Source organism: Streptomyces sp. SolWspMP-5a-2, from assembly GCF_900091845.1.
Lineage (GTDB): Bacteria > Actinomycetota > Actinomycetes > Streptomycetales > Streptomycetaceae > Streptomyces > Streptomyces doudnae.
On the sequence record NZ_FMCI01000250.1, the window covers coordinates 1 to 13,977 of the forward strand.

Consider the following 13,977-nt stretch of genomic DNA (forward strand, 5'->3'; position numbering starts at 1 on the left):
GTGCGCCCGGCGGGGGCGGGGTCCGGCGCGGGCGTCCGCCCGCAGCCGCGGGCCGACTCCGGTACCGCGCGGGCGACCGACGCCCAGTCCCCGTAGACGGAGTCGAAGTCCGCCCGCCGGTCGGTGGCGCGGCCGTCGGTGTCGATGGCGGCGAAGAGGTCGGTGCGGCCGGTGGCGGTGAGCGGGGTTCCGGGTTCCTGCCAGGGCAGGCCGCGGGGGCGCGCGCCCTCGTCGGCGAGGCCGGTCTCCGGGTCGGCGAGCGCGGCCACGTGGGAGGCGAGCCGCGGGTCGAGCCACGGCTCGCCGCGCCGCAGGTGCTCGGGGTGGACGGTCAGGCGCTCGCGGAGGGTGAAGCCCGCGGCCCGGGTGCGTGCGGCCAGTTCCCCGATCGCGGGCCAGGGCCGCTCGGGGTTGACGTGGTCGCCGGTCACCGGGGAGACCCCGCCCCAGTCGTCGATCCCGGCCCGCAGCATCAGGGCGAACTCCTCGCCGACCAGGTTGGGCGGGGCCTGGAGACGGGCGCCGGGGCCGAGCAGCAGCCGGGCCACCGCGACCGTGGCGGCCAGTTCGGCCGGACCGGTGTCGGGCGCGGCACGCATCGCCGTGTCCCGCTTGGCCCGGAAGTTCTGCACGATCACCTCCTGGATCCCCCCGTAGGCGAGGGAGATCCGGCGGATCTCGCGCAGGGCGTCGATCCGTTCGGCGGGCGTCTCGCCGATGCCGACGAGGATGCCGGTGGTGAACGGCACGTTGCTGCGGCCCGCGTCCTCCAGCACCCGCAGCCGCACGGCGGGTTCCTTGTCCGGCGAGCCGTGGTGCGGGCCGCCGGGCTCGGACCAGAGCCGGGTCGCGGTCGTCTCCAGCATCATCCCCATGGACGGCGCGACCGGCTTGAGCCGCTGGAGGTCCGTCCAGGAGAGCACCCCGGGGTTGAGGTGCGGCAGCAGGCCGGTCTCCTCCAGCACCCGGATCGCCATGGCGCGTACGTAGCTGAGGGTGTCGTCGTAGCCGTGGGCGTCCAGCCAGGCGCGGGCGGCGGGCCAGCGCTCCTCGGGCCGGTCGCCCAGGGTGAACAGCGCCTCCTTGCACCCCGCGGCGGCCCCCGCGCGGGCGATGTCCAGCACCTTGTCGGGGCCGAGGTAGGGGGCGGGGAGGCGGTGCGGGACGGTGGCGAAGGCGCAGTAGTGGCAGCGGTCGCGGCACAGCCGGGTGAGCGGGACGAACACCTTGCGGGAGTAGGTGATCACGCCGGGGCGCCCGGCGGCGAGGAGTCCGGCGTCGCGGACCCGGGCCGCGGCCGCGCAGAGCCGGTCGAGGTCGGCGCCGCGGGCGTGCAGCAGGACCTCGGCCTCGGCGGCGTCGAGGGTCCTGGCGTCGGTGGCCCGGCGCAGCGCCCGGTCCATGGCGGAACGAGGGGGCGGGGTGGGGCTGTTCACGGTGCTCCGACCCTCCTTTCGAGCGGGCTCGGACCCGGCCGCGGCCCGGGTGGCGGGAAGGCGGCGAGCCACCGCCGGGTGGCGGGTCCGAGGGTGTGCGGGGGCAGGGACAGCAGATGCGCGACGGTGTCGACGTCCCGGCGCAGCGGGGACGAGGCCGCCACGCCGAGGTCGCGGTACCCGGCGGCGCGGAACCGGCCGAGGGAGCCGGGGCCGAGGAAGGGCCTGAAGTCCGCCGGGTCGCGCAGGGTGAGCAGGGTCGTGCCGGTGCCGTCGGCGTCCCCGACGACGGCGCGCCGGTGGCGGGCGGCCAGGGCGAGGGCGGTGGCGCAGTCGGCGGTGCCCGCCCCCGCGAGGTCGCCCATGACGAGGGCGAGCCCGGTGGCGGGGGCGGCGCCGCCGACCAGGGCGAGGGCGTCCGCGACCTCGTCGTTGAGACCGGTGGCGCGGGCCGAGCCGGTGACGGCGGCGCCCGAGGCGAGGGCGAGCCCGGTCGCCTCGGGGTCCGTCGTCACGACGACGACCGAGCGGACGGCGGGCACCGCGCGGAGGCGGCCCACCAGGTCGGTCAGCATGGCCGCGGCCAGGGAGCGTCTGGCGTCGGGGGTGAGCCCGGCGCAGCGGCTCTTGGCCCGTGCGAGGGGCTTGGCCGGTACCAGCGCGGTCCACGGCGCGGTCATGGCGACGCCGGTCCTCTTCCGGTGAGCCGGTCGTACAGCTCCGGGCGGCGGTCGCGCAGGAAGGGGCGGCTGCGCCGGGTGGCGGCCACCCGGGCCAGGTCGACCTCGGCGACGGCGACGTCGTCGCGGTCGTCGGCTGCCTGGGCGAGGACGTCGCCGTCGGGGCCGTAGACGGCGCTGAGCCCGAAGTACTCCTTGACGCCCTCCCTGCCGACGCGGTTGGAGCAGATGACGAACATCCCGTTGAAGACCGCGTGGGCGCGCAGTTCCAGTTGGAAGACCTCCCGCATCGGCGCGCTCGCGGAGGCCACCGGCACGCAGAGGACGGAGCCGCCGCGCAGGGCGACGATCCGGCTCAGCTCGGGGAAGTGCCGTTCGTAGCAGATGATCGTGCCGACGCCGGTCTCGCCGGTGTCCACCACCTCGGGCTCGGTGCCGCCCGGCCGGAAGTAGAACTTCTCCGGGAAGCCGTTGGAGAAGGGCAGGTGGGACTTGCGGTAGACCGACCTCAGTTCGCCGCGGACGAAGGTGCAGGCGGTGTTGTAGTAGACGCCCGGCACCTCGCCCTCCTCGAAGACGGAGGAGACGACCGTGACACCGGCTCTGCGGGAACGTTCCGCCGCCAAGGTGTTGGAGGGCCCGTCGAGGCTCTCCGCGAGCCGGAAGTAGTCCGGGTCGGGGTCGGGCTGGACGAACGGGACGGCGAACAGCTCGGGCAGCAGGACGATCCCGGCCCCCTGGTCGACGGCGGCGTCCACCAGGTCGCCCGCGCGTTCGACGGTCTCGGCCCGGTCGTCGGTGGCCCGGAGCTGGACGGCGGCGAGTCTCATGCCACTTCCTCCTTGACGGCGGGGGCCAGCCCGGTGAGTGCCACCCCTGACCTGGTCCGGTAACGCTTGTTGACGGAGATCAGCACCGCGGTGAGCGGTTCGAGCTGGGCGGCCAGCCGCAGCCGTCCGGCGTCCACCGCGCGGCCCTCGGTGACCTGTGCGGCGAGCGCCAGCACCCGGGCCTTGGCCTGGGCGTCGTCGCCGCAGACGAGGACGTCCTCGTGGCTCAGGTCGGCCTCCGGGTCGAGGAGCAGCGGGGCGGCGAGGTGGTGGAAGGCGCCGACGACCGTCGCCGTCGGCACGAGATGGGCCGCCTCCTCGGCGGCGCTGCCCGCCACGACGGGCAGACCGTACGGGCCGCCCTTGTCGAAGCCCAGCGGGTTGACGCAGGAGACGATCAGCCTGCCCGCGAGGACGTCGGCCAGCGAGCCGACCAGTTCGGCGTGGCCCTGGTAGGGCACGGCCAGCAGGACGACCGCGGCGCGCAGGACGGCGTCCCGGTTGGCGGCGCCGTCAACGGGGGCGGTGACGCCCGGCAGGGCGCGCAGCGCGGCGGCCGCCCCGGCGGCCCGGTCGGCGTCGCGCGAGCCGAGCACCACCGGGTGGCCGGCGCGGGCGAGACGGTAGGCCAGGCCGCGGCCCTGGGGTCCGGTGCCGCCGACCACGGCGATCGGCGCGGTGTGGAGGTCGCTCATCGCCGTCAGTCCTTCGCGGCCTGGGCGAGGCGGGTCAGCGTCTGTTCCTTGTCGCCCAGGGTGGAGATGATCGGGCAGCGGACCCCGGCCTCGTGGTACTCCATCAGCTTGGCGAAGACGTCGTCGGTGGAGCCGCAGGCGGTGACGTTCTGCACCAGGCTGTTGGGGACCAGCGGCATGGCCTTCTTGATCGCCTCGGGGGTGGCGGGCCATCCGGCCCGTTCCTGGATGCGGTCCACCAGTTCGCGTTCCACGCCGCAGTGCTCGGCGATGTGCGGCTGCTGCGCCAGGTAGAGGGTGAGGAACGCCTTGCAGGCGTCGATGGCCTCCTGCGGGTCGTCGTCGTTGACGCTGCACGAGACGATCTGGGTGAGGTCGATCGACTCCCGGCCGTCGGTCCGCTTCGCGATGCCCCGGGCGATCGCCTCCCTGGCGCCCACCAGGTAGGAGGGCGGGAGCAGGAAGTCCATGTGCACGCCGTCGCTGATCTCCCCGGCCAGCTCCAGCATCCTGGGGCCGACGGCGCCGATGTAGATGGGGATGTCGACGGGCCGGTTCTCCCGGTACATGCTGTCGAAGCGCACGTCCCGCATCTGCACGAACTCGCCGTCGAAGGAGACGACTTCGTTGCGGAAGAAGCTCTGCAGGACGGTGATGTACTCGCGCATCGAGGCGACGGGCTTGCGCAGCGGCTGGCCGACCTTGGTGGCCAGCGGCTCCCACCAGGCGCCGATGCCGAGGATGGCCCGGCCGGGGGCGAGTTCGTCGAGGGTCTTGAAGGTGACGGCCATCAGGGCCGCGTTGCGGCTCTTGTTGTTGACGACGCCCGTGCCGATCTTGACGTGGTCGGTCCTGCTGGCGATGACGGCGGCGGGGACGATGCCGTCGCGGGCGAGCCTGCCCTCGGCGACCCAGACGGACTCGAACCCGTTCCGGTCGGCCAACTCGGCCTGCCAGTAGGTCTGTTCCAGGCTCAGCCGTTCACCGACATGGATGCCCAAAGGGAGTTTCATCGAGACACCGCTCCGTTCGTGAGGCGCGTCCCGGGCCCGGCGGCGCGGAACCCCACCGGGGTTCACGCGCCGCACGGACACGGGTCAACTGGTGTGACGCGGGGAGGATGTGGGGGATCCGGTACAGCCGGGGGGACGGGGAGGCCGTGGAGGACGGGGAGGCCGTGGAGGACGGGGAGGCCGTGGGGGGGGCGGCACAACCGGGCTGCCGTGGACCGCTGTCGGAGATCGCACCGCGACCGGCGTGTGCCGGGCGGCCGTCGGGGCGGCTCAGTGCAACTGGGGCCTGCCGCGGGTGAGGAAGCGCCCCCGGCCCGCGGCCCCGTCGAAGGACCCGTCGGGGCCGACGAGTTGCTCGCCCCGGGAGAGGACACGGACCGGGCGGCCGGTCACCCGCATCCCCTCGTAGAGGTTGTAGTCGGTGCGCATGTGGCTGCCGGCCGCGCTGATCACGTGGTCGGCGGCCGGGTCCCACACCACCAGGTCGGCGTCGGCGCCGACCGCGACCGCGCCCTTGTGCGGGAACATCCCGAACAGTTTCGCCGGGCGGGTGGAGACCAGGTCCACGAACCGGCAGGCGTCGAACCGGCCACCGGCCACCCCCGTCTCCCACAGCACCATGAGCCGGTCCTCGATCCCGGGGACGCCGTTGGGGACCTTCGGGAAGTAGCCGGGGCTGCGCAGCTTCTGCGGCGGCAGGTCCTCGGGCTGGTGGAGGCAGAACCCCGCGTGGTCGGTGGCGACCGTGGACAGCGCCCCGGTGACCAGGGACCGCCAGAGCCCCTCCTGGTTGCCGCGCTCCCGGATCGGGGGCGAGCAGAGGTAGGCGGCGGCCTTCTCCCCCAGCTCGGCGTAGTCCTCGTAGGCGACGGCGAGGTACTGCGGGCAGGTCTCGCCCCAGACCCGGGCCCCGGCGGCCCTGGCCCCGCTGATCTCGTGGGCCGCGGCGGAGCTGGAGACGTGCACGACGTAGAGCGGGGTGCCGACGGACTCGGCGAGGACGATGGCGCGGTGCACGGCCTCGGCCTCGGAGTCGTGTCCGTGGGCGCTGGCGTGGAAGACCTCGGCGGTCCGGCCGTCGGCCAGCAGCCGCTGCGTCTCCCGGGCGATCATGTGGCCGTTCTCGGCGTGCACCATCGGCAGGACGCCGTGTTCCAGGGCGAGTTCGAAGCCCGCCAGCAGCTCCCCGTCGTCGACCATCTGGGTCCCGGGGTAGGCCATGAAGAACTTCCAGCTGGTGGCTCCCTCCCCGGCAAGGCGCCGCAGGTCGTCCAGGACGTCCGGCTGCTGCTCGCGGGGCGGGACGATCGCGTGCAGCCCGAAGTCGACCACCGACTTGGCCGCCGCGACGTCGCGCCGGGCGCGGTAGCTGTCGAGCAGGCTCCGTCCCGGCTCCTTCTTGACGAAGTCGAGGACCGTGGTGGTGCCGCCGTGGGCGGCGGCCACCGTCCCGCTGTGGAAGTCGTCCGCGGTGCGGGTGGTGAAGCCGTCGATGGGATATTCGAGGTGGGTGTGCGCGTCGATGCCGCCGGGCATCACGAGCATTCCCCCGGCGTCGACCACCTGGTCGGCGCTCCAGTCGTCCGTTCCGGTGCCGAGCGCCGCGACGACCCCGTCACGGATCAGCACGTCGGCTCTGACGGCGGCGTCCGCGTTGACGACCGTACCGCCTCTGATCAGCATCGATGCCATGCCGCACCCTCTCTCACGCGGCGCACGCCTGCGCCTTGCCCAGCATTGCGCCTCACCCTGCGTAGTGCTCGTCGGCGAGGTCCAGGACGTCGTCGAGCACGTCGAGCGCGAGGTCGATCTCGGAGTCCTCGATGACCAGCGGCGGGGTCAGCCGCAGCACGTTGAAGTTGGCGGTCAGATACAGGCCGCGGGCCATGGCGGCCTTCAGGACCCGGCCGACGGGTGCCGCGGCGGCCCCCTTGGCGTTGAAGGGGACCAGCGGTTCGCGGGTCTCCCGGTCCGTCACCAGCTCCACCCCGTGGAACAGGCCGCGGCCGCGGATCTCGCCGACGCTCGGGTGGCTCTCGGCGAGCCGCGCCAGCCCGGCGCCGAGGCGCTCGCCGCGCAGCCGCGCGTTCTCCACGATGTTCTCCTCCTGCATGATGCGCAGCGAGGCGACACCGGAGGCGCAGGCCAGCGGGTGTCCGGCGTAGGTGAGGCCGCCCCAGAACATGTGGTCGCGGAGCCATTCGGAGATGCGGGCCGAGACGGTCATCGCGCCCAGCGGGACGTAGCCGGAGTTGAGGCCCTTGGCGGTGACGAGGATGTCGGGGGTGACGTCCCAGTGGTTGCAGGCGAACCACGCGCCGGTGCGGCCGAAGCCCGCCATGACCTCGTCGAAGATGAGCAGGATGCCGTACCGGTCGCAGACCTCGCGCAGGGAGCGCAAGTAGCCGTCGGGCGGGTAGATCAGGCCGTTGGTGCCGGTCACGGGCTCGACGATCACGGCGGCGACGGTGTCCGGGTTCTCGTACCGGAGGATCTCCTCCAGGTGCGGGCCGCCGGAGCAGACCGGGCAGGGGTCCGGGTGCCCGGCCGGGCAGCGGTAGGTGTACGGGTCGAACATCCGCACCACCCCGGGCATCCCGCCCGGCTCCGAGGCCCAGCGCCGCGGGTCGCCGGTCAGCGACATCGCCCCGTTGGTGGCGCCGTGGTAGGAGCGGTAGCGGGCGATCACCTTGTGGCGTCCGGTCACATGGCGGGCGAGCCGGATCGCGTTCTCGTTGGCCGCGGCGCCGCCGGTGGTGAAGAAGCTCATCTTCAGGTCGCCGGGGGTGAGCGCGGCCAGCGTCTCGGCCAGCTCGGCGCGGGAGCGCTCGGCGAACCCGGGGCCGATGTAGCACAGGCGCGCGGCCTGGTCGCGGATCGCCTCGACCAGCTTGGGGTGCTGGTGGCCGAGGTTGAGGTTGACGAGCTGGGACTGGAAGTCGAGGTATCTGTTCCCGTCGTGGTCCCAGAACCAGGACCCGGATCCCCCGGCCACCGGGACGGGGTCGAGCGCGCCCTGGACGGACCAGGAGTGGATGACGTACTCGCGGTCGGCCTCCTTGACGCGCTGCCCGGTCCAGGTGTCGGTCTCGGTGATGGTCAACGGACTGCCCTTCTCGTCGTGCGGCTGCCGCCGCGCGGTACGGACCTCGTCACTTGGCGCGGGTCTCGGCCCCGAAGGAGGCGAGACGGGCCAGCGGGCGACCGGCGTTCGCGGCGGCGCACACCACGAGGATCTCGCGCGGCCGGGGGACGTCGGCGAGCTGGAGCGTGACCGTCTGGTGGTGCGAGCGCGTCTTGGCGTCCAGCTTGTGCTTGAGCGGGATGTCGATCGGGCTGCCCGGGAGGCCGACCTTCTCGGCGGCGGGCAGCAGTTCGGTGCCGCCGGCGGCGGAGCGGAAGACGTTGCCGAAGCGGAGGTTGTGGATGAGGGCCGAGCCGTGCTCGACCTCCCCGCCGATGCCGACGAGCGCGGCCTTGCCGAACGCCTCGACCTCGCCCCCCAGCAGCTCGACGCAGGCGGGGCCGATCAACGCGCCGATCTCGGCGCCGAGTTCGTCGGCGAGGGTGACGAGGTCCTGGACGTACTCGCTGGGATACGGGTTCTCGATGACGGCGCCGACGAACGCGACCCGGTGCACCGGCTCCACGTCCCGGCCGTTCTCCAGCCTCGTCTCATCGAGCAACTTGACGATCTTACGAACCCGAACACCCACGGCTCTCCTCCAGAGATCGACCCACCCGGTCCGCTTAGCGAACCGTTGGTTCATATAGTCGGGAGGGGTGAGGGGGGTGTCAAGGGTGACGGACGAGTACGTTTCAGACGGGGGGTGAGGCTGGGCTGGGACTGACGTGCGGCGAGCCCCACGGCGGAACCGGCGCCCCGATCACCCGCCCGCCAGCGAACCCGAGGGTGGGCGCGCCCACCCGGAGACGCCTCCGCACCCCCGGCCCCCGACCCCCGAACCGACCGCTGGACGCGCCGCAGCGACCACACACACGGCATGACGCACGGGGGGGGGAGAACACCACCCTGCGACGGATCCCCCGGCCGTCGCCACCAGGGCCCCACACCCACCGGCCGGACGCCTCATGAAGTGAGCGCTGTCCAACGGAAGGGGTCACCGTGACGACGAGTCAGCGGGAGCGCACCGCACCACACGTGCGCCCGCTTCCCCGTCGACCTCGCGCACGGCAGGTGGTGAGACGTCGACGGCCTCGGCAGGGCTCGATGCTCACATCTGCCGTGCCGGGATCAGGTCTGCGGTCTGCGGTCTGCGGTCTGCGGTCTGCCGAGGGGAGAGCAGGCCGGCGACGGCTTGGACCATGTCGCTCATGTGCTCGCGGCGAAGGGATGCTCTCCTTCTTCGCCGAGCGGCTCGGCGGCCGACGGCCCGCGCGTCAGCCCTTTCGTGGACCGACCCGAGCCACGGCGAGCACACCCGCGAGGATCTCATTCCGCCCCGCACCCACGACGTCGCACGTCAGGGAACGGGAAACCAGGCCGACAGGCGCTTGGCGACAGCCGATACATCGATGGTGTCCTGCGCGACCTCCTCGACGAACGGGCCGGCCACGGAGACGGGTGGCGGGGCGATACCGGCACTGACGCCGTTGAACCGCAGGAAGACACGCATGGCAAGCCAGGCGGTGCGCTTGTTGCCGTCGATCAGCGCGTGGTTGCGGGCGACGGAGTGCAGCAATGCCGCAGCCTTTTCGTGCAGCGTGGGATACAGCTCGGTCCCGAACACATTCGTGCGGGGTCGCTCGATAGCTGACACCAGAAGGCCCATGTCACGCACGCTGTGCTCGGTACCGTTGACCGCACGGGCGATGGCCAGGATCTCGTCGAGCTGGATGTGGCGCACGTCGGTCACTTCAGGTAGTCCAGAATCCCCGCATCGCTGTCCATTAGCTCGGCCAGGACGTCATCGACCTTCAGCTCGGCCCGGTCCTGGGCGTCGCGGATGGCCTCGATAGCGAGTTCCTGCTTGCTGCGGCCCTCCCGACGAGCCCGCTCGGTGAGCTTCGCGTCAAGGTCATCGGGCAGCCGGAGTGTCATCGCCATACAGCTATGATACCTGACCGGTATCACGGCTGGCGCGTCTTAGCCGCGCCTCCTCGGAACGTGCGGTCCACGGCACCTGACGAGGAGGTCCAGCAGGGACCTCCGCCGCGAGCGTCCTGCGGACGTCAAGGATCTCCGAACGACCCTCGCTTACGAACCCGCAGGTCAGGACGCCTTGCCAGCAGGTTCAAGGATGGCCACGCACTCCACATGATGCGTCATCGGAAACAGATCGAACGCCCGCAGCGTCCGCACCCGGTACCCCCCGTCCCGGAAGTACCCCAAGTCCCGTGCCAGCGCCGCCGGATCGCAGGCCACGTAGGCGATCTTGCGGGCCCCGAGCGACGACAGGTGTTCCACCGTCCGCTTTCCGGCCCCCGCGCGCGGCGGGTCCAGGACGATGAGGTCGACCTCCGTGATCCCCGTGCGCGGCAGCACCGCCTCGACCTTGCCCTGTTCGATCCGCACCCGGTCGAAGCCGGACAGGTTGTGCCGCGCGTCCTCGACCGCGCGCTTCCCGGACTCGATGCCCAGCACCGCCCCCTGGTCCCCGACGCGGTCCGCCAGCGCCCCCGCGAAGAGCCCGACGCCGCAGTACAGGTCGAGCGCCATGTCGCCCTTGCGCGGCAGCAGGCCCTGCATGACCGCCTTCATCAGCGTCTCGGCGGCCTGGGGATGCACCTGCCAGAAACCACCGCTGCCCACCCGGTAGGTGCGCCCGTCGGCCCGCTCACGGACGAACGCCCGCCCGTGGACGCGGTGGATGCCGCCGTCGTGCTCCTCGACCCGCATCACCGAGACCGGACGGTTCAGCTCCACCAGGGGCAGGCGGGCCCCCGGACGCGGCTCCAGGATGACCATGCGGTCCTGCGACCCCGTCGCGGCGATCGCCTCGACCGACGCCATCCCGGCCCAGTCCCGGTCCTCGACCCCGAGTTCGCTGACCCCGGGCGCCGCGATCATGCAGTGCTCGATCGGCTCGACCTCGTGCGAACGGTGCCTGCGCAGACCCGCGTTGCCGTCCGCGTCCACCGCGTACTGCACCCGCGTCCGCCACTGCGGCACCTGTCCCGCGGGCAGCTTGTCCCCCTCGGCCGGCATGACCGTCCCGTCCCAGCCCGCCTCCTCCGGCGTCAGGCCCGCGAGCCGCCGCAACTGCTCGGCGACGACCTCGCCCTTGAGCCTGCGCTGCGCGCCCGGCTTCGCGTGCTGCCAGTCGCAGCCGCCGCAGCGGCCGGGTCCGGCGTAGGGACACGGGGCCTCGACGCGGTCCTTCGACGGCGTGAGGATCTCGACCGCGTCGGCGCGCAGGAACCTGGCGCCCTCCTCGCCCTCGGTCACCCGCGCCACGACCCGCTCGTCGGGCAGCGCGTGCCGGACGAAGAGGACCTGGCCCTCGTCGGTGCGGGCGATGCAGTGCCCGCCGTGCGCGACGGGCCCGACCTCGACCTCGTACTCCCGTCCCACGAGGGACACCGCCTCAGCCGTCCCCGCCTGCGATTTCTTCGGTTCTGCCTGCATGGCGGGGTGACTCCAGATCCAGAGGGGGTACGGTCCGCGCGGCGATCCCGGCGGGCCCGGCGGCAACAGCCCACCAGTCTAGTTCCTGCCCCGGTCTCCCCCGCCCGGCCCAGGCCCCCGGCCGACCCGCCCCGCGTCAGGCCCCGGCTTCCGCCCCGGCCGAGCCCGAACCCGGACCCGGGCACCCCACGCCTCACAACGAAGCGCCCGCCCGCAGCCCGCCCCCGGCTACCGCGCGCTCTTCTCCCCCGCCCCGCGCTCCCCCGCGGCCCGCTGTCCCGCGAGCCGCTCTCCGGTCCCCCGCTCCCCCGCCGGGCCCCGGCGTACCGCGCCGGGTGCGCTCCAGTCCTGGCGGCGGCGGGCCCGGTTGCGGGCCGCTTCCGAGGACTGGAGCTGGTAGGGCACGGACGTCACCATGACGCCCGGGGTGAACAGCAGCCGTCCCTTGAGGCGCAGCGCGCTCTGGTTGTGCAGCAGGTGCTCGTACCAGTGGCCGACCACGTACTCGGGGATGATCACCGAGACCGCGTCGCGCGGGGACTCCTTGCGGAGGCTCTTGACGTACTCGATGACCGGCCGCGTGATCTCGCGGTAGGGCGAGTCGAGGACCTTCAGCGGGACGTCTATCCCGCGCCGTTCCCACTCCTCGCGCAGCACCTTCATCTCCGCCGGGTCGACGTTGACGGTGAGCGCCTCCAGGGTGTCGGAGCGCATCAGCTTGGCGTAGGCGAGGGCGCGCAGGGTCGGCCGGTGGATGCGGGAGATGAGGACGACCGAGTGGATCCGGGAGGGCCGGACGCTGTCGTCGCCGGGCTCCTCGGGGGCGACGATCTCGGCGGCGACGCGGTCGTAGTGCTTACGGATCGCCGTCATCGTCGCGTAGAAGATGACCATGCCGAGCAGCGCGACCCAGGCGCCGTGGGTGAACTTGGTGACCAGGACGACGACCAGCACCAGGCCGGTGAAGAACGCGCCGAACGTGTTGATGGCCCGGGAGCGGACCATGTGCCGGCGGGTGCCCGCGTCCCGCTCGGTGGCCAGGTGGCGGTTCCAGTGCCGGACCATGCCGATCTGGCTGAGCGTGAAGGACACGAACACGCCGACGATGTAGAGCTGGATCAGCCGGGTCGAGTCGGCGCCGTAGATCACCACGAGCAGCATCGCCGCTCCGGCCAGCAGCACGATGCCGTTGGAGAACGCGAGGCGGTCGCCGCGGGTGTGCAGCTGGCGGGGCAGGTAGCGGTCCTGGGCGAGGATCGAGCCGAGCACCGGGAAGCCGTTGTACGCGGTGTTCGCGGCGAGGAACAGGACGAGCGCGGTCGCCGCGGCCAGCACCACGAACAGGAAGCTGCCCTTGCCGAAGACGGCCTCGGCGACCTGCGTGATGACCGGGTTCTGGACGTATCCGGAGCCCACGCCGACACCGTGGTGGAGCAGGTCGGCGGCCGGGTTCTCGGCCATCCGGACCTTGGTGACCAGGGCCAGCACGATGATGCCGCAGAACATGGTGACGGCGAGCAGGCCCATCATCGCGAGCGTGGTCGCGGCGTTCTTCGACTTGGGCTTGCGGAAGGCCGGGACGCCGTTGGAGATCGCCTCGACGCCGGTGAGCGCGGCGCAGCCGGAGGAGAAGGCGCGCAGCATCAGGAAGATCAGCGCGAACCCGGCGAGGCCCTGGTGCTCGGCCTTGATCGTGTACTCGGCGGTCGGTGCCCGCATGGTGTCGCCGAGGACCAGGCCGCGGAACGCGCCCCACGCGATCATGACGAAGACGCCGCTGACGAAGACGTACGTCGGGATCGCGAAGAGCTTGCCCGACTCCTTGACCCCGCGCAGGTTCATCAGCGTGAGCAGCACGATGACGGCGACGGCGCAGAGCACCTTGTGCTCGACCACGAACGGGATCGCGGAGCCGAGGTTCTCGATGCCGGAGGCGATGGAGACGGCGACCGTGAGGACGTAGTCGACGAGCAGGGCGCTGGCCACGGTGAGCCCGGCCTTGGGGCCGAGGTTGGTGGTGGCCACCTCGTAGTCGCCGCCGCCGCTCGGGTAGGCGTGCACGTTCTGCCGGTAGGACGCCACCACGGTGAACATGAGGACGACCACGGCGAGGGCGATCCACGGGCTGAAGTGGTACGCCGACACACCCGCGATGGACAGGACCAGCAGCACCTCTCCGGGCGCGTACGCGACGGAGGAGAGCGGGTCGGAGGCGAAGACGGGGAGGGCGATGCGCTTCGGCAGGAGGGTCTCCCCCAGCCGGTCACTGCGCAGTGCGCGCCCGATCAAGATCCGTTTGGGCACGTCGGTCAGTTTGGACACAACGCAGCATGGTAGGCGTTCGAACGGGTGCCCAACCACCCGCCACCCCAGATCTGCCCTCCGGGTGAATTCGGGCCCGGCCCGGCCGGCGATCGCGCAGGTCTGCGGCTAGGGCGCCGGGGGCCGTGCCTAGATGACTGACCCCGTGCCTCTGCCGTGCGCGCGGCCGTCACCCCCCGTTCACCGCTCCGGAGGTCCCATGCACGCCCCAGCTGAGTTGATCGGTGCCGTGGCGGCTCTCGTCGGCCTGGGAATCCTCGCGCGGGCGAGCGTGCGGAGCATCAGCAGGCGCTGACGTCACCGGGGTCCCGGGGCAACCGCGCACAGGGGTGCCCGCGTCCTACCGCGCGTGTGTAGCTTGGGCGTCGGTCTGAGACCCTGATGTGGCTGGGCAGTATCTCTTGACACCGGA

Annotated in this window: 12 protein-coding genes; all 12 read right to left on the reverse strand. The window is 72.5% G+C overall.

Going from position 1 to position 13,977, the window contains the following annotated elements; translation table 11 throughout:
• Positions 1–1,403: 7,8-didemethyl-8-hydroxy-5-deazariboflavin synthase CofG (gene cofG / locus GA0115242_RS24610; RefSeq protein ID WP_107461473.1), on the reverse strand; the 1,403-nt coding region annotated here is incomplete at its 3' end.
• 29 nt (positions 1,404–1,432) lie between these two features.
• On the reverse strand, positions 1,433–2,116 hold the full coding sequence (cofC, locus tag GA0115242_RS24615) for a 2-phospho-L-lactate guanylyltransferase (protein WP_093832035.1): 684 nt from the start codon (positions 2,114–2,116) through the stop codon (positions 1,433–1,435).
• Positions 2,113–2,946, reverse strand: coding sequence for a nitrilase-related carbon-nitrogen hydrolase (locus tag GA0115242_RS24620; protein WP_093832037.1), 834 nt, complete (start codon positions 2,944–2,946; stop codon positions 2,113–2,115). Before GA0115242_RS24620 ends, cofC begins: the two co-directional genes overlap by 4 nt.
• Positions 2,943–3,641, reverse strand: a complete 699-nt coding sequence (npdG, locus tag GA0115242_RS24625; RefSeq protein ID WP_093832039.1) for an NADPH-dependent F420 reductase — start codon at positions 3,639–3,641, stop codon at positions 2,943–2,945. The genes GA0115242_RS24620 and npdG overlap by 4 nt, the downstream gene beginning before the upstream one ends.
• Before the next feature lie 5 nt (positions 3,642–3,646).
• Positions 3,647–4,654: an LLM class flavin-dependent oxidoreductase gene (locus GA0115242_RS24630; RefSeq protein WP_093832041.1), complete on the reverse strand. Its 1,008-nt coding sequence runs from the start codon at positions 4,652–4,654 to the stop codon at positions 3,647–3,649.
• A 270-nt stretch (positions 4,655–4,924) separates the two neighbouring features.
• Positions 4,925–6,346 (reverse strand): dihydropyrimidinase, encoded by a 1,422-nt coding sequence (gene hydA, locus GA0115242_RS24635; RefSeq protein WP_093832043.1) that lies wholly within the window; start codon positions 6,344–6,346, stop codon positions 4,925–4,927.
• 52 nt (positions 6,347–6,398) lie between these two features.
• Positions 6,399–7,757: an aminotransferase class III-fold pyridoxal phosphate-dependent enzyme gene (locus tag GA0115242_RS24640; protein WP_161353267.1), complete on the reverse strand. Its 1,359-nt coding sequence runs from the start codon at positions 7,755–7,757 to the stop codon at positions 6,399–6,401.
• 49 nt (positions 7,758–7,806) lie between these two features.
• Positions 7,807–8,424: an amino acid synthesis family protein gene (locus GA0115242_RS24645; RefSeq protein WP_093832045.1), complete on the reverse strand. Its 618-nt coding sequence runs from the start codon at positions 8,422–8,424 to the stop codon at positions 7,807–7,809.
• A 714-nt stretch (positions 8,425–9,138) separates the two neighbouring features.
• A complete protein-coding gene (locus GA0115242_RS24650) occupies positions 9,139–9,531 on the reverse strand; it encodes a type II toxin-antitoxin system death-on-curing family toxin (protein ID WP_093832047.1) in 393 nt (130 codons plus the stop codon).
• Positions 9,528–9,722: a ribbon-helix-helix protein, CopG family gene (locus GA0115242_RS24655; RefSeq protein WP_093832050.1), complete on the reverse strand. Its 195-nt coding sequence runs from the start codon at positions 9,720–9,722 to the stop codon at positions 9,528–9,530. The genes GA0115242_RS24650 and GA0115242_RS24655 overlap by 4 nt, the downstream gene beginning before the upstream one ends.
• Before the next feature lie 165 nt (positions 9,723–9,887).
• On the reverse strand, positions 9,888–11,243 hold the full coding sequence (locus GA0115242_RS24660; RefSeq protein ID WP_093832052.1) for a class I SAM-dependent RNA methyltransferase: 1,356 nt from the start codon (positions 11,241–11,243) through the stop codon (positions 9,888–9,890).
• Between the two features lie 228 nt (positions 11,244–11,471).
• Positions 11,472–13,565, reverse strand: a complete 2,094-nt coding sequence (locus GA0115242_RS24665; protein ID WP_256089577.1) for an APC family permease — start codon at positions 13,563–13,565, stop codon at positions 11,472–11,474.
• Positions 13,566–13,977: the final 412 nt, after the last annotated feature.